Annotated in this window: 14 protein-coding genes; 3 read left to right on the top strand and 11 right to left on the bottom strand. The window is 57.9% G+C overall.

All coding sequences use genetic code 11. From position 1 onward, the window contains the following. Positions 1-90: 90 nt before the first annotated feature. From KYK14_RS13030 to KYK14_RS13020, 3 genes are all read right to left on the bottom strand, one after another. Positions 91-819, bottom strand: a complete 729-nt coding sequence (locus tag KYK14_RS13030) for an ABC transporter ATP-binding protein (protein ID WP_219159372.1) — start codon at positions 817-819, stop codon at positions 91-93. Between the two features lie 349 nt (positions 820-1,168). After that, positions 1,169-2,626, bottom strand: coding sequence for a TolC family protein (locus KYK14_RS13025; RefSeq protein ID WP_219159370.1), 1,458 nt, complete (start codon positions 2,624-2,626; stop codon positions 1,169-1,171). A 4-nt stretch (positions 2,627-2,630) separates the two neighbouring features. Continuing rightward, positions 2,631-3,881 carry an efflux RND transporter periplasmic adaptor subunit gene (locus KYK14_RS13020; protein ID WP_219159367.1) on the bottom strand — a complete coding sequence of 417 codons (1,251 nt, stop codon included), beginning with the start codon at positions 3,879-3,881 and terminating at the stop codon, positions 2,631-2,633. Between the two features lie 234 nt (positions 3,882-4,115). On the opposite strand from KYK14_RS13020, the gene corA reads away from it, so the two are divergent. After that, complete coding sequence (gene corA / locus KYK14_RS13015) at positions 4,116-5,327, top strand: magnesium/cobalt transporter CorA (RefSeq protein WP_219159366.1); 1,212 nt, start codon at positions 4,116-4,118, stop codon at positions 5,325-5,327. Positions 5,328-5,507: 180 nt separating this feature from the next. Here the strand turns inward: corA and KYK14_RS13010 are convergent, their stop codons facing one another. Next, positions 5,508-8,243, bottom strand: coding sequence for a hypothetical protein (locus KYK14_RS13010; RefSeq protein ID WP_219159364.1), 2,736 nt, complete (start codon positions 8,241-8,243; stop codon positions 5,508-5,510). A 130-nt stretch (positions 8,244-8,373) separates the two neighbouring features. Here KYK14_RS13010 and KYK14_RS13005 point away from each other — a divergent pair, with 130 nt between their 5' ends. Next, positions 8,374-9,849 carry an APC family permease gene (locus KYK14_RS13005; RefSeq protein ID WP_219159362.1) on the top strand — a complete coding sequence of 492 codons (1,476 nt, stop codon included), beginning with the start codon at positions 8,374-8,376 and terminating at the stop codon, positions 9,847-9,849. Between the two features lie 93 nt (positions 9,850-9,942). Here the strand turns inward: KYK14_RS13005 and KYK14_RS13000 are convergent, their stop codons facing one another. The 7 genes from KYK14_RS13000 to KYK14_RS12970 form a co-directional block, all read right to left on the bottom strand. Next, the gene (locus KYK14_RS13000; protein ID WP_219159360.1) at positions 9,943-10,401 is read right to left on the bottom strand and encodes a carboxypeptidase-like regulatory domain-containing protein; all 459 of its coding nucleotides are present in this window, start codon (positions 10,399-10,401) and stop codon (positions 9,943-9,945) included. A gap of 459 nt (positions 10,402-10,860) precedes the next feature. Next, entirely contained in the window at positions 10,861-11,238 is a 378-nt protein-coding gene (locus KYK14_RS12995; protein WP_185283378.1) for a hypothetical protein, read from the bottom strand. Positions 11,239-11,437: 199 nt separating this feature from the next. Further along, the gene (gene arsB, locus KYK14_RS12990) at positions 11,438-12,547 is read right to left on the bottom strand and encodes an ACR3 family arsenite efflux transporter (RefSeq protein ID WP_219159358.1); all 1,110 of its coding nucleotides are present in this window, start codon (positions 12,545-12,547) and stop codon (positions 11,438-11,440) included. An 18-nt stretch (positions 12,548-12,565) separates the two neighbouring features. Continuing rightward, the gene (locus KYK14_RS12985; RefSeq protein ID WP_219159356.1) at positions 12,566-13,057 is read right to left on the bottom strand and encodes a GNAT family N-acetyltransferase; all 492 of its coding nucleotides are present in this window, start codon (positions 13,055-13,057) and stop codon (positions 12,566-12,568) included. An 11-nt stretch (positions 13,058-13,068) separates the two neighbouring features. Continuing rightward, on the bottom strand, positions 13,069-13,842 hold the full coding sequence (locus KYK14_RS12980; RefSeq protein ID WP_219159354.1) for a metallophosphoesterase family protein: 774 nt from the start codon (positions 13,840-13,842) through the stop codon (positions 13,069-13,071). An 84-nt stretch (positions 13,843-13,926) separates the two neighbouring features. Further along, complete coding sequence (locus KYK14_RS12975) at positions 13,927-14,385, bottom strand: DUF6428 family protein (RefSeq protein WP_219159352.1); 459 nt, start codon at positions 14,383-14,385, stop codon at positions 13,927-13,929. Positions 14,386-14,416: 31 nt separating this feature from the next. Next, a complete protein-coding gene (locus tag KYK14_RS12970) occupies positions 14,417-14,767 on the bottom strand; it encodes an ArsR/SmtB family transcription factor (protein ID WP_219159350.1) in 351 nt (116 codons plus the stop codon). 227 nt (positions 14,768-14,994) lie between these two features. On the opposite strand from KYK14_RS12970, the gene KYK14_RS12965 reads away from it, so the two are divergent. Continuing rightward, a complete protein-coding gene (locus KYK14_RS12965; protein ID WP_219159349.1) occupies positions 14,995-15,222 on the top strand; it encodes a hypothetical protein in 228 nt (75 codons plus the stop codon). Positions 15,223-15,306: the final 84 nt, after the last annotated feature.

Here is a 15,306-nt window from a genome sequence, read left to right as displayed (position 1 = left end):
GAAATGGTGGGTAGTAAAATGGTGAGTTATGGTGCTAATGGCGCAGTTTGTTCTTCAAACTCACCATCTCACTACTCACCATTTTACCATTTAATTGACCTGGCTGCCGTCGAAAAACCGGATAATGCGCTCGGTTTTCAGGGCTTGCTGCTCGTCGTGCGTTACCATCACGATAGTGGCGCCCTGCTGGCGGTTCAGGGTCAGCAGTAGGTCCATGATTTCCTCGCCCATCACCGAGTCGAGGTTGCCGGTGGGCTCGTCGGCGAGGATGATTTCGGGCCGGCCAGCCAGGGCGCGGGCAATGGCTACGCGCTGGCGTTGCCCGCCCGAGAGCTGGCTAGGGAAGTGCCGGGTGCGGGCGCTCAAGCCCACCGTATCGAGGGCAGCCAGGGCGCGCTGACGGCGCTCCTTTCCGCTCACGCCGCTGCGGTAGAGCAGGGGAAGCTCCACGTTGTCGAGCACCGAGAGGTCGTTGATGAGGTGGTAGCTCTGAAACACGAACCCGATTTTGTGGTTGCGCAGGTTTGCCAGCTCCCGGTCGGAGTAGCTGGTCACCGACCGGCCGTCAATGGCGACGGTGCCGCTGGTGGGCTCATCCAGCAAACCCATGATGCTGAGCAAGGTAGACTTACCACACCCGCTCGGCCCCATCACCGACACAAACTCGCCCCGCTGAATCGACAGATTCACTTGGTTTAGGGCCACCGTCTCGATGGTTTTGGTCTGGTATACCTTTTCGATGCCGGTGAGCTGAATAACGGCCTCAGCAGCGGCTACTGTCGGCGCTGGCTGGGTAGCAGAGGTAGGAAACTGGTTCATAGAAGTAGGCGAAGGTGGAAGAAGTGTTCGGTTTTATGTAGCATGGTGCTCGTCTCTGATAGAAGTAGCCAAGCCGCGTGCCATTCACGTAAAGTTTTTATTATCAATAATTTACATTCGCCATTCATAAAATGCGCTTGCTAAAATATGTCCGCAAACGAACAGGTTGTTCGGATTCATCAACCCAGTATTTATCACCATCTTTCCTAGATTGTCATCCTGAGTGCAGCGAAGAACCTTATGACGGTAGGACAAGTCATTGGCGCGGCTATCGTTTTGTCGTGAGAAGGTCCTTCGCAAGCTCAGGATGACAGCCATTGTTGGTGTCGTTTTTATCATGACCTTTCCGCTACTCCCGCGCCAGCGGCTGTTCTTGCTCAAAATCATACAGCGTGAGGGCGCGCAGGCGATAGTGCGCCACCCAAGCGGCGCGCAGGGCCGCAATGTAGGCGCGCTTAGCCTGGTCTTTTTCCGCAAGGGCAATGTTGAGGTCGGTGAGGCTGATGCGGCCAACCTTGTAGGTAGCCTGGGCAATATCGTAGCGCTGCTGGGCCAGGGTGTCGGCCTGGGCGGCCAGGGTTAACTGCTCGTGCAGGCCACCGAGTTGCGCGGCCTGCGTGGTGATGCTCTGCTCAAAGGTTAGCTCCTCCTGGGCTACCGTGAGGGCTACCTGCTGGCGGCTCAACTCGGCCGTTTTCCGCACCGATTTTTGCCTACCCCAGTCCACCACCGGTAGCGCAAAGCCCAGACTAATTTGCTGCTGTTGCTGCGGCTGATGGTAAGTGCGCCAGAAGTCCTGCGCACTATTGGTATAACCCACATTGGCCTGTAGAGTAGCCACAAACCCCGTGGTTCCCCGCGCCTGGGCTACCTCGCTTTCGGCCTCCAGTAAGCGCCGCCGGAAGGCCAGCGGTGCGGCGCGGTATTGGCGGGCGTAGGCTAGCGCCTGAGCAGGAGCCACCACCGGACGCGGCGCTACGACGGGCACCGCGAGCAGGAGCGTATCGGCGCGCAGGCCGGTGTAGCTTTGTAGGCCCACGGCGGCTTGCTGAGCATCAAGGCGGGCTTGCACCAGCGCCTGGCGCGAGCGGAGCAGGTTCAATTCCAGCAGCAGCAAGTCGTTTTGCGACAGGCGCCCGAGCTGTTGCCGTTCCCTACCCAGGCGCAGCAGCTCAGCATTGGCCTGGGCGTTTTGGGTGGCTACGCGGGCATTCACTTGTTGCAGCAGCACGTCAAAATACAGCTCCGTGATGCGCTGAGCAATGGTTTCACGTTCCTCCACAAACTGCCGGCTGGCTTCCTGGTAGCGCAGCGGCTCGATGCGGCGCGCCCAACGCAGGGCGTTGTAACGCCCCAGCGGCTGCGTGAGGCCTAGGCTGAAGGGCTGGTTGTTGTAGAGGCGGGTATTGCGATTGAAATCGTCGAAGCGCTGAGCCTCGGAGGTTACGTACACCGAGCCGCCTGTAGGACCGATGGCCTGGCTCAGGGTAAGACCCAGGGTGGAATAGTTCTGGCGCACGGCCTGAAATTCAATGGTGCCGTCGGGCTGCACTACGGGCGTAATCACGCGGCTGAAGTTGGGCACCGTGCCCTGCAAGGCCAGCTGCGGCCGGTAGTTCGACTGATACGTGCGGTACTGCCAATAGCTGGTTTCGCGGGTGGTAGCGGCCTGCCCCGCCACCGCCGACTCCTTTAGCGCCGCGCCGATGACACCAGGCAGCGTGAGGGTTTGAGCGCGCAAGGGTAGGGAGCCGAGTAGCAGGAGAAACAATACCAGCAGGCTGGGGGGTGAGGTTATTTTTCTCATTTTTCTACTCCGTTATCCGCAGGCGCGGCGTGTCTTGGTGTTCCTTCATGTCGCTGAGCACGATTTGCTCGCCGGGGCGCAGGCCGCTTATTACCTCCACGTAGTCGAAGTTGCTGTCGCCGAAGCGCACCTGGCGGCGCTCGGCCCAACCGTCTTTCACCACAAATACCGGCTGCTCGCGGCCGCCTTGGTAGAAGGGGCCGTTTTTCACGCGCACGGCCTTGGGGTGCGCTTTGGTCACCACAAACACGTCGGCGCGTAGGTTGGGGCGCAGGTCGGGGTGGTGGTCCTGGGCCAGTTGGGCGTAGAAGGTGACTACCCCTTTGTCGGCGGCGGGGCTGATGGTACCGATGGTGCCGCGCAGGTCGGTGTCGTTGTTGAGGCGCACCACTACGGCGCCGCCGGGGCTCAGCTGGCCGGCGTAGGTGTCGGCAATGGTGGCGCGCACCCGAAAGCTGCTCAGGTCGGCCACGCGGGCCAGCACGTCGCCCTGGCGCACGGTGCTGCCCAGGTCTTCGTTCACCCAGGTGAGCACGCCCGGCCGGGGGCTGCTGATGTCGGCCTGGGTGAGCTTGCCGGCCAACTCCGCAATGCTACGCTGCTGCATTTGCATGGTGTAGCCCAGCTCGCGCACATCGGCGGCGTTGGCGCGGCGCTGGTTGCCAATTTGCTCCTGCAAGCGGCGCAGTTCCAGTTGGGCTACCTTTAGGTTCAATTCAGCCTGACGCACACTTTCGGCGGTGCCGCCGCCTATTTTCAGTAGGTACTGCTCGTCGCGCAGGGCCGATTGCAGGCTGCCTACCTTCACGCGCTGCACCTGTTCTTGCGACTGCAAATCGTTGAGGGCGCGCTCCAGCGTCAGGCGCAGTTGGTCGTGCTTGTTGCGGTTTTGTTGCTGGGCATCTTCCAGCTTGGCCAGCTCCGTGGCGGTCAACTCCTTGTCTAACTCCAGAATGGGCTGGCCGGGCTGCACGGGTTGCCCTACCTGCCGCACCACACGCCGCACGGTGCTGGCGATAGGGCTGGTGAGCACAGCTTCGTGGGCGGGAATGAGTAGGCCCGCGGCCGTTAACGACGCCTCCACAGGACCGGTGTCCACGGTGGCCGTCAGGATTTCGGGGCGGCGAATGCTGGGTTGCAGCACCGTGCGAAAGGCTACCAGGGCCGCGCCCACGGCCACCACCGCGGCCACCAACCATAGGCCGAGCCGCCAGTGACGCTGCCGCTGCGTAGCAGATGATATAGCTCTGTCCATTTTTGTACGGGATAAAGGGTGTTTCCCGTACTGATAGCCAAGCGCCAAGCCAAACTTATAAATACCTATTATACAATTATTTACATCTTAACACAGTTTTGTCAACTGTTTAAAAACTGTCCGCAAGTGGACAGCCTGTTCGCTGGTAGCGCCACAGGTAGCATCTTGCCAACAGTTTACCTTTTACCAACCTACCTACGTAGTTTACCCGTACGTTTTCCTTTTTTGCTTTTTATGGATTCCACCACGGCCCCTCCCGTTGCTGCCCCTTCCACCCTACCCCATCCAGACGACGACCACGACCAGGACCTTGCGCACAACAGTGGCATTTCGGACCGCGACGCCACGCGCGAGGCCCGCGACCAGGTAGTAGGGCAACGGCCAGGCACCCTGGTGATTTCGCCCCGCGCCCTGCGCCCGCGCCTGTTTTTGTACTCCTACGACGAGCAGCACATGTTGGAGGAGGAGTATGATACGTACGACGAGCTGATGCGCTATTTCCGCGCCCACCCCGAGCAGCGCCACTGGATTGATATACGCGGCTACAATAGCCTGCCTATGATGGAGCAGTTGATGGTCGATTTCAATATTCACCCGCTGCAAATGGAAGACGTGCTGGGCGACTACCAACGGGCCAAAGTGGAGCTGTTCGACGAGAATCGGCTGTTTCTGGTGTCGCGCATGACGGAGTTTACCGCCTCCCGCGACATCGACGACGACCAGCTGTCCATCTTCACTGGCGACAACTACGTGCTCACGTTTCAGGACGACTACGAGGATTGCCTCGACAGCGTGCGGCAACGCCTGCGCTCGGGCTTCAGCAGCATCCGGCGGCGCCCCCCGCAGTACCTGGCCTACGCCCTCACCGACGTAGTGCTCGACCACTACTACCCTACTATGGCCGCCATCGGCGACTACATCGAAACGCTGGAAGACCGCATTCTGGCCGACCGGCCCAGCCGCCGTTTGCTCAGCCGCATTTTGCAGGTGAAGAAGGATATTGTGCGTTTCCGCCGCCTGGTGTACCCCGAGCGCGAGAAAATTGCTGAAGTCCTGCGGATGCCCGACGAGGTGGTGCCCGAGGAAATGAAGGTATTTTTCCGGGACTGTTACGACCACGCCATCCAAGCCATGGATTTGGCTGAGAGCTACCGCGAATCGGTGAGTAGCCTCGTAGATCTGTACATGTCGAACCAGAGCAACCGCATGAACGAGGTGATGAAGGTGCTCACCATCATCAGCAGCATTTTCATTCCCCTGAGCTTCGTAGTGGGCCTCTACGGCATGAACTTCCAACGCGAAGGCCCCGACGGCCGCATCAACTACCTCAACATGCCCGAGCTCTACAGCCCCATCGGCTACCCCGTGCTGATTGTGGTGCTGGTGGTGATTGTTGTTGGGCAGCTCATCTATTTCTGGCGCAAAGGCTGGCTATCGGATAAGTAGTAAAAGGTGAAGTTGTGAGTTTGTGAAGTTGTGAAGTGAAAAACCGTCTGTCATCCTGAGCTTGCGAAGGACCTTCTCACAGTAGAACGAGTCGTTGGTACGATAGTCGTTCTACTGTGAGAAGGTCCTTCGCAAGCTCAGGATGACAGACGGTTTTTACTATCACTCACTAGTTCATATCTACCACGGCACCAGTGTGCGGTGCAACTCAGAACCGGATACGCGGTAGAGCTGGTAGGCGCGACGGGTAGCATCGTAATTGAGGGAGATGGTGGGGGCAGTGCTGGGGAAGGGGCGGCCGCCGATGAGGCGCCCTTCTGTGTCGTAGAGATACACATTGCCGGGACCGGGCTCAGAGAGGGCTACCACCTGAAGTTTCTGGCTGAAGTTGAAATACTGCACCGGCTTGATACCCGACGTCAGGAATCGGCGACTGAGCAACTGCCGGCCCGCTGGGCTAAATACTGCCAGCTGGCCGCGGTCGTCTTCCCGTACCACCACATACGTGGCATTGTTCTGATCAGGAATCAGGCGAAAAATGGAAGTACGGCTCCAGGTAGCCACCCGGCTCCGGCTCACAATCTCGCCACTGAGCGCAAACGTCACCCGTTCGCCGTGCTGGGTTACCATCGTCAGGCGGGTGCGGCGTAGCGTGGCGCCCTGCTCCACAAACACACCGCTTTGCAGCCGTGCTCCCATGCTGATGGGGAAACCAGGGTAGAGCCCGCCCTGCGCATCGTAGGCGTAGACATATCCGTTTTCCAACGGCACCACAATGATGTCGCGGCCGTTTATGCTTAGGTACTGCGGCTCGCCGGCCAGACTGAACTCTACGCGCTTGGGCTGCCAGCCAGCGTAGGGCTGCCCGTTGGTATCATACAAAAACAGATTGTTGCCGCCCCCCAGCACCAGCAGGCGCGTGGCGGTATTGCCTACGGGAGGTGAGGCCACCAGCCCCGTAGCCTGCACGGTATCAGGAAGATTGAAGGGGAAATGTGGCGCTTCTGTCCCGCGCTCGTTCAGCAGATGCAACTGGGTAGGCGTTAGCAGTAGGTGCTGATTGCTGCCGTCGCGCCGCAGCCGCTGAATAGGCTGCACCAGCGGCCCCGGCAGCGAATCGGACCACGCCACCACATTTTCGGGCGTTACGTAGTGCAGCACTTGGGCTGCGTCCTGCACCAGCACACCAGCATTGCGAGTGCCCGGCACGGCCACCAGCGCCGGCCCCGAGGCAAGGGCTGTCTTGAAGGTAAGCACAGCGTCGTTGCCGTTGGCGCCCTGTGCCTGCGACACCGCCGGCCCAATAGCTGGATGGCGTAGCAAAAACTGCGTGAAGTACTGCGCAGTCGTATCGTTTTCATTGGTGGCAGGCACCCACTGAAAAGCAATCTGCGGAAAGCGCTTGAACAGGTTCTCGTTGCGCAGTAGGCCTGCCCGACGGTCTTCCACGGCGGCACGCAGTAGCAAGTTCCAGGCGTTGCGCATGTCCAGCAGTACGCTCAGGCGAGTCATTGAAGCGGTTTCCTGCAAAAAAGCTACCTGCACCGGCGAGCGGCTCCACACCTCGCGGGCGGCTATGTCCGTCAGCCAGGTGCGCAGGGTAGCCGCATCGGTTCCGAAGGCCACGTAGTTGCCTACCTGCGTCATCACGGGCTGCCCAAAATTGGAGAACTGCGGCCCTAACAACCGGGCCGGCAGCTCGGGCACGCCGGTTTGGTACATCTGATACGGCCCTACCCGCTCAAACGACGGCGTAGTTCCCGTAGCCCGGCGCAACTGCCCCAATAGGATACCAGCGCGGTCGGGGGTAGCACAGTACGCCAGCGCCAGCTTGCCCGGCACCGCTCGCGCCGACGGAGCTGCCAAGTAGCACAGGGCCACTTCGCGCGAGAACTGCCCGGCCAGGCTATCGAGCAACGGCTGCGTAAGCTGGCTCAACGAGTCGGTATCAAGGGGATGAGGGTCGCGCAGTACGCTGGCCGGCCCTACCCCCATGTGTACCAGCAGCGCCGTGCGCAGCGAAAGCACCTCGGCCATTTGCAGGCGTTGCGTCGGCTGCCCGCGCAAGCGCTGGTGCAACGAGCCTCGGGCAATTTCGGGATTACTGAATCCACTCAATATCACCTTATTGCCCGCCAATCGAATACCCAGCATGCCGTTGCGACTCAGGCTGGTGAAAGCCGTCAGGTCGCCTTCCAGCTCCGACCTGAAAAACACACCCAGGAGCTGCGGCAGCCGCCGGTAGTTCACCAGCAGGGTAGCATCGGTATTGGGCATGTTCAGGTAGTCGGTGTTCTGAAAATCGGCGGCTACTGTGGGGGCATCGGGGTGTTCCAGGCGCAGCACCACGGCTTCTACCAACGTCGGGTTGGCGCTGATGAGCAATTGGTTGCGGTAGTTGAAGTAGGTGAGACTGGTGCCGTTGCCACGCTGCTGAATGGTCACGAGCTGGTTGTCGTGAAACGTGCGCGTGCTGACTTGGTAGCGCGCATCGCGGCGCAGGGCGTCTTCCAGAGCCCGCACTTGCCGGTACTCGCGCACGGTGGCAACGGGCACCTGAAACAGCACATCGAACGTGCCCGGCGCCGTGACGTGCACAGAGGTGAACACCCGCTTGTGGCCCAGGAAACGCAGCACTACGTTGCGCCCCCCTACCAGGCTATCGGCTAGCGTTAGGTTGTCTTCTACTTGCTGGAAGTAACGCACGGCCGTGAGGTTGTCCCAAAGCTGGCTTTCCTGCAAGTGGCGCACCAGCGTGGGGTGGTCGTCGGTGGTGAGCACCAGCGCCGCGTCGTCGGGCACCAGCGTCCAGGGGTCTACGGGCACGGCCGCCACAGTATGGCGATAATACACATAGGAGCCCAGGGCCGAAACCAGGAGCAGCCCAATCAGAAAGACGAGTAGCTTATGCGACATGCAACCGCAAAAGTAGCTATTCGTGATTGGGCACGACAAAGTTGTTCCGGCAGGTTCCCCGTTTGGCTAGCTGGCTACCCAACAGAATCTAATTATCTTCCGCCCCTGAACACACTCCTACTCCCTATCTATGTCTGAAAAACAAGGCCACTTTCAGCGGGCCATTACGCTGTTTGATGCCGTCATGATCGTGACCGGCGGCATGATTGGCTCCGGTATCTTCATCGTTTCTACTAGTATTGCCCGGCAGGTGGGCTCGGCGGGTTGGCTGCTAGTAGTGTGGATTATCACGGGCCTGATCACGCTGGCCGGCGCCGTGAGCTACGGCGAGCTGTCGGCTATGTTCCCGAAGGTAGGCGGGCAGTACGTGTACCTGCGCGAGGCCTACAACAAGCTGGTGGCGTTTCTCTATGGCTGGTCGCTGTTCACGGTCATCCAGACCGGTGTTATTGCGGCCGTGGGCGTGGCGTTTGCCCGCTTCACGGGTGTGTTATTTCCCTGGTTTAGCGAGGAGCACGTGCTGTTCACGGTAGGACCGCTGGCCTTCACCACCGTACAGCTGCTAGCTATCCTGATGATTGTAGGCCTCACCTGGATCAACGCCAACGGTGTGCGCAGTGGCAAGCTGATTTCCAACGTGTTCGGCAGCACCAAGCTGGTGGCGCTGGCCTTGCTCATTCTATTCGGTCTGATTCTGGGTGTCAACCACGAGGCCGTGCAAATCAACTTCACCGATATGTGGCAGGCCGCCAGCTTCGACGACCTGGGCAACGCTACCCCCCTCGACACGTGGGGCTTGGTAGGCGCCATCGGCCTGGCCATGACCGGCTCCCTGTTCAGCTCCGATTGCTGGAACAACATTGGGTTTTCGGGCGATGAAATCGTGCGGCCCGAGCGCACCATTGTGCTCAGCATGGCCATCGGCACGGCCATTGTCACGGCGCTCTATCTGCTCATCAACGTGGTGTATCTGCTGGTGCTGCCCATCCCCGGCAACCCTACCGCCGCTGCTACCGATGTGGTAGGGCGCGGCATTATGTACGCCGCCAACGACCGGGTAGCCACCGCCGTGGCCGAGAGCATGCTGGGCCGCACCGGCGCCTACGTGATGGCCGTGCTCATCATGATCAGCACCTTCGGGGCCAACAACGGTATCATCCTCAGCGGTGCCCGCGCCTACTATGCTATGGCAAAGGATGGCCTGTTCTTCCCGCCCCTGGCCCGCCTGAACCGCGCCGGCGTGCCCGGCGTAGCCCTCTGGACCCAATGCGCCTGGGCTTGCCTACTTTGCCTTACGGGTTCGTATGGCGAACTGCTCAACTATGTGATGTTCTCAGTAATTCTGTTCTACGTTATCACCATCATCGGCATCTTCGTGCTTCGCCGCACCCGGCCCAATGCGCCTCGTCCCTACCGGGCGTTTGGCTACCCACTGGTGCCACTGTTCTACATTGTGGTAGCCTCAGCCTTCTGCGCCATTCTGCTGTTCAGCCCTGCCACGGCCACGTTCTCGCAACGTGGGCTACTCCTGCTGGCGCTAGGTGTGCCGGTCTACTTTGTATTGGGTCGGCAGTTCAACAAACAACTACCTAACGAAGATCAGTAAGTAATCTAAGTTACGGAGTAACAGCTATTTTCTTTCCACAAAAAAACGCCCCGTTACTGGTAACGGGGCGTTTTTTGTGGGAAGTAGGTTCACTTAGCGTTTGATGCGTTTGAAAGCATCCGGCCGGTATTTCAGCACTACTGTCTGGTTGGTGGCCGTTGGACGGGCAGACACCTCATCATCGTAGTAGCCCGCGGAGCCGCAGCGGAGCGTGTAGCGGCCCGCAGGAATGGTGAGTTTGTAGCAGCCGTCGGCATCCGTGATACCGATGATCTGGGTGCCTTCCACCACAATGGTAGCTCCTACCAATGGATCCTTATCAACGTCTATCACGCGCCCTTGAATCGTCATCATGGGCACTCGGGCGCTAGCCGTTGTTGTCGTTACACGGGGCGCCTCTGCCTCTTTTTCATCTTCTGCTACCTCCCCTACAGTCGTTGCGACGGTATTGCTAGCCAGCAAAGCGTCATCTGCATATCCTTGAGCATAGCTACCTATGCGTACTGCGAGTAGCAGCACAACAAGAACGAGCGTGGTAAGCAGTGACTTCATTTGTGCTGGCTTGATAATGTTCGTAGTGACAATATCGCCCCGGTTGTGTCATGGCTAAAGTTCAACTCATTGAACCGTATCCTTCTTCCGATCAGGCATACAAATATATTGTACTATTATCAGAAATCCATATCACTTTAAAATTTTTTATTCCAAAATTGACTAAAATTATTCTAATAATGAACCAATGACTTTTCACTGGATCAGGCGTATTTAAGGAATGTTCGCATATATAGTTTCATAATGGGTTGCGTTATGCTATTACACTCCCTTTACTACTTACGAGTAAAAAGAGCGTTTTACTTATAATGAGCACACATACAGCATGACATGAACCATAATTACTACCTTGGCAATACTATATTATCAGACTAATCGATCTGTCTTGCAAACGCAAGAATCCCGCACGTTGTCGTGCGGGATTCTTATTAGACAGTGTAATCGTGGGAAACGAAAACGCTAGTCGTGCGCCGGACGCGAGGGGCCACTTGGGGCGTCCTCACCAAAATCCTGGTCCTGGGTACGGATGCTGTTGCCCATTTCGTAGCTACCTTCTTTGGTGAAACCCGGCCCTTGGGCGTTTTCGCCCTCAGCATGGTGCTCGTTGCCACCCTGGGGATGGGTTTCGTCGCCGCCGATGTGCAGGTTTTCGAGCTGATCTTTCTGGTTGCTGCGCTGTTTGTAGCCGTTGGCTCCGGTATAGCGTGCCGCCGAAGGGTCGCTCATTTCTTTGCCATTGCTCTGGCTTTCGTCAAAATCCTTTTCGTTTTCGAGCTGCTCGTTTTTCGGAATAATGTTTTCCTGGTCGGTGATGCTACCGTCTTTATCTGTGGCCATATGCTGGGGATGAATTGCGTGGGAAAATACTCCTTAGCAATACGCAGTCTGGCAGGCATGGTTGGGAATGCCCAGAGCTAGTATAGGGTTTGAGGCCGGGCTCGTACAGATACCTGAGCGCAAACAGCATGGCGTTGCACGTAGTAGATGACTACCAGATTGGTACGGGAGCCTTACTCCGTCCGCACCCATCATCTGACTACCAGAAACTATGCGGCTGGGGTTCCTGCTTGCCCCCGTACCAGCGACGACGAAACCAGAAAGCCAGGTTGACTAAAGCAATCAGGGCTGGCACCTCAATCAGCGGACCAATAACGCCCGCAAAGGCCTGGCCCGAGTTCAACCCAAACACGCCAATGGCTACCGCAATAGCCAGCTCGAAGTTGTTGCCGGTGGCGGTGAAGGCAATGCTGGCATTTTCGGCATAATCGGCTCCCAGGTACTTGCCTGCCGCAAAGCTGAGCACAAACATGAGTCCGAAGTACAGGGCCAGTGGCAAGGCGATGCGTAGCACATCAAATGGAATACGCACTATAGTTTCTCCTTTCAAACTGAACATCACGACTATCGTGAGCAGCAGGGCTACCAGCGTAATGGGGCTAATAGCCGGGAGGAAAGTCTGCTCGTACCATGTGTCTCCCTTCAGCCGCCGTAACACCAAGCGCGAAAGAAAGCCAGCCGCAAACGGAATACCCAGGTAGATGAGCACGCTCTGGGCAATGTCGCCAATGCCGATGTTCACGGCGTAGCCTTTCAGGCCGAAGTAGGGCGGCAGCACGGTAATAAACAGCCAAGCCAACACCGAGTAGAACAGCACCTGAAAAATAGAGTTGAGCGCCACCAACCCGGCCGCGTACTCGCGGCTACCGTCGGCCAAATCGTTCCATACCAACACCATGGCAATGCAACGGGCAATGCCAATCAGGATCAGGCCCATCATGTACTCGGGCTTATCAGGCAGCAGCCACACAGCCAGCAAGAACATCAGCAATGGCCCCAGAATCCAGTTCAGAAACAAGGATAAGCCGATAATGCGCGTGTTCTTAAAGACTTTCGGCAGCTGTTCGTACTTCACCTTGGCTAGTGGTGGGTACATCATCAAAATCAGGCCCAGAGCCAGCGGCACGTTCACCGTGCCTACGGAGAAGTAGTTCACGGCTTCGTTGATGCCGGGCACGAAATAACCCAGCGCGACACCCAGCGCCATCGCTAGGAATATCCAGAGCGTAAGGCCCCGGTCAAGACCCGAAAGTTTCTTTTCTGCCAGCACGACAGGGGTTGCCGGAAGGGGTTGAGGGAGCGTGTTCATGGAGAGGTAGGGAATACGTTACGTCAGGCCGATGTACGGGCTGCGTCGCTCCAGCAGCACGGTGTTGCGCCATACACCGTGCTGCTGGCCAATCCGCTCGCGGTAGCCAACGACGCGAAAACCAGCCTGCATGTGCAGGCCAATACTGGCTGTATTCTCGGCAAAGGTGCCGGCTTGTAACGTCCAGATACCATGCGCTTCCGAGTCGAGAATGAGGCTTTGCAGTAACTGCCGGCCCACGCCTTGCCGGCGGGCGTCAGCAGCGATGTACAGGCTGATTTCGGCAACCCCACCGTACACACAGCGGCTCGATACGGGCGAAAGGGCCGCCCAGCCCAGCACTGTACCACCAGCAATAGCGACCAAGCGGCTGTGAACCAGGTGCGCCCGGTCCCAGGCCTCCCATGTGGGTGCCTGGGTTTCAAAGGTGGCGTTGCCAGTGGCTATACCCTGCTCGTAGATGGTACGCACGGCGGGGTAGTGCGCGGCGGTCATTGGTTGAATCTGCATGGCAGAATGGCTTAATACGCCTTGCGCAGCATATCGGCATACGCATTGGGCAGCGGCGAATCTTCTACGGCTTTTGCCGCTTTCTCTACATCATACGCCACACGAATCAGCTCGGAACGCACGCCGTCCGGGCTGATTAGCTGCGTGTCCTCATCGAGGTGCAGCAGTTGGTAGGCGGCGCGGGGGTCGCCGTCTTTGGGCTTGCCCACCGAGCCAATGTTGAGCGCATGCCGGTAGCGGGTTTCACCTTCTACCTCGTAGGCGAAGGTGCGGTGGTAGGGCTTGTGCGTGTGCCCAAAGAGCAGAATGTCGGCGTGGGCATCGGCCAGCACCCGCAGAAAGCTGGCTTCGGGCCGGTCTTCAAACAGGTATTCGTTAATTTTGCGCGGGGAGCCGTGCACCATCAGCAAATTCAGCGTACACGGCTCGTCCTCAAAGTCGAGACGCATGTGCTTGGGAAGCAAGCGCAGGTAGCGCCGCTCGTCGTCGCCTACTACGTGGTTGGTGTAGGCAATACTCTGCGCGCCCAGGTCCTTTTCGGTGTCAGTTTTGTAGGCGCAGCCGCAGTTGCTACTAGCCAGGCCAATGCCTTGGTCGTAGTTGCCAGCTAGGGTAGGAATACCCCGACGGCGCACCTCGTTCACTACCTCATTGGGCCAAGGCGCATAGCCCACCAGGTCGCCGAGGCAGAAGATCATGTCGGGGCGGCGCTGCTCCATGTCGGCCAGCACTGCTTCCAACGCCGGCAGGTTACCGTGCACATCGGAGAAAAAGGCAATCGTCATCAGAAACAGAAAGAAGAAGTTAGGAAAGAGGAAACCAGACCTGCAAAACGGCGCTTCCCTTCCCGGTAGCGCCGTTGAAAAGGGTTAGCAGCATCCGCCGCCGGGCGTGCAGGCCAGCATTTGCAGTTGGGGTGGGGCAACCTCTTTGCTTGGAATGCCACAGGCATCCTGCGCCAAGCAGGCCGTTTGCTTGGGTAGGAGCACAAAATCCTGGCCGTCGAACGCGAGGCCGAACTTGCCGATGGTAGCCTGCTGGTACTCAACCTCGATATCTAAATCCTCTTGGCCCAGAATTTTCTCCGACAGCGCGAGAATGTGTAGAAATTTCTGCGGAGCCAGGCGATGGTCGTAGTCGCCGGCTTCCCAGAGCTGGAAGTTGGCAACAGTTTCCTGGCGCTCTATACCACCGCAGTCAATAAAATGCTTGCTCACCAACCCCACTTCCGTCACGTGGAAGTGCGCGGGCAGATACTCGCCCGAGGGTAGGCGAAAATGAACGGCGTCGAGCTCAGCCAATGACTGCTTCATTTCGGAGATTTTCATCGTCAGTAAGTAAGAAAGGTGAATAGAAAGATTAGCAGGCGCAGGCATCGTCGGGGCCGCAGGCCGCGCCACTCGTTGCCTCTATGAAAAAGGTGACAAACTGCTGCTGCACCCGTTGTAGCAGTTCGGTGTTGAGGCAATAGCAGACCGTGAGGCCGTCAATTTCTCCTTTTATTAACCCCAGCGCTTTCAGCTCCTGTAGGTGCTGCGACACTGTGGTGCGCGAGAGCGGCAACTCAGCAGCAATATCGCCGGAGATGCAGGCTTGCTTGCTGGCCAGCAACTGGATAATGGCTACTCTGGCCGGATGGGCCAGTGCTTTGGCCACGCGGGCTAACTGCTGCTGCTCGGCGGTGAAAGCCTCGGTTTTAGCGTAAGTCATGGATAAATGGATGACAACAGTAACTTTATGTCGTAAATATACGACATAATATGACGCATGTTTACGACATGCGGTTTTTAGTTGTAATTAGCTACACTAATCTGAGTTTTGCAGCCATGTGTAACTTGACCATTACGACCAAACCTGCGTACTCAGAATGTTTTCGGACTTTTGCTCCTCTTTCAGCCGGTAGCGTCCTTCTGCTTACCCTTAGCTCCCTCCTACCCGTGGATTTTTCTAAACTTTACCATCCCAGCGCCCTCAACGGCTATCAGTTCATTGCCCTCACAGGTCTCATCATGAGCGGTGGGGCGCACCTGTTGTTGCATTTTGTGTTTCACCACACGGTGCAGGGCTTCAATTGGCTCTACGTGTGTTGGGCTGCTTTATATGTGATAGGTACGCTACGCAACCTCTTCGGCAAGCCTGATGCGGGCCATCATCATCACCACTAAGAAAAGTGAAGTTGTGAAAAGTGAGATTGTGAATGAGTATCATTCTGAACAGCGCGAAGGCCCTTCTCACGGCTGAACGACAAC

The sequence above is a fragment of the Hymenobacter profundi genome (genome assembly GCF_019334315.1).
Lineage (GTDB): Bacteria > Bacteroidota > Bacteroidia > Cytophagales > Hymenobacteraceae > Hymenobacter > Hymenobacter profundi.
This window is presented reverse-complemented; position numbering and strand designations above follow the sequence as displayed.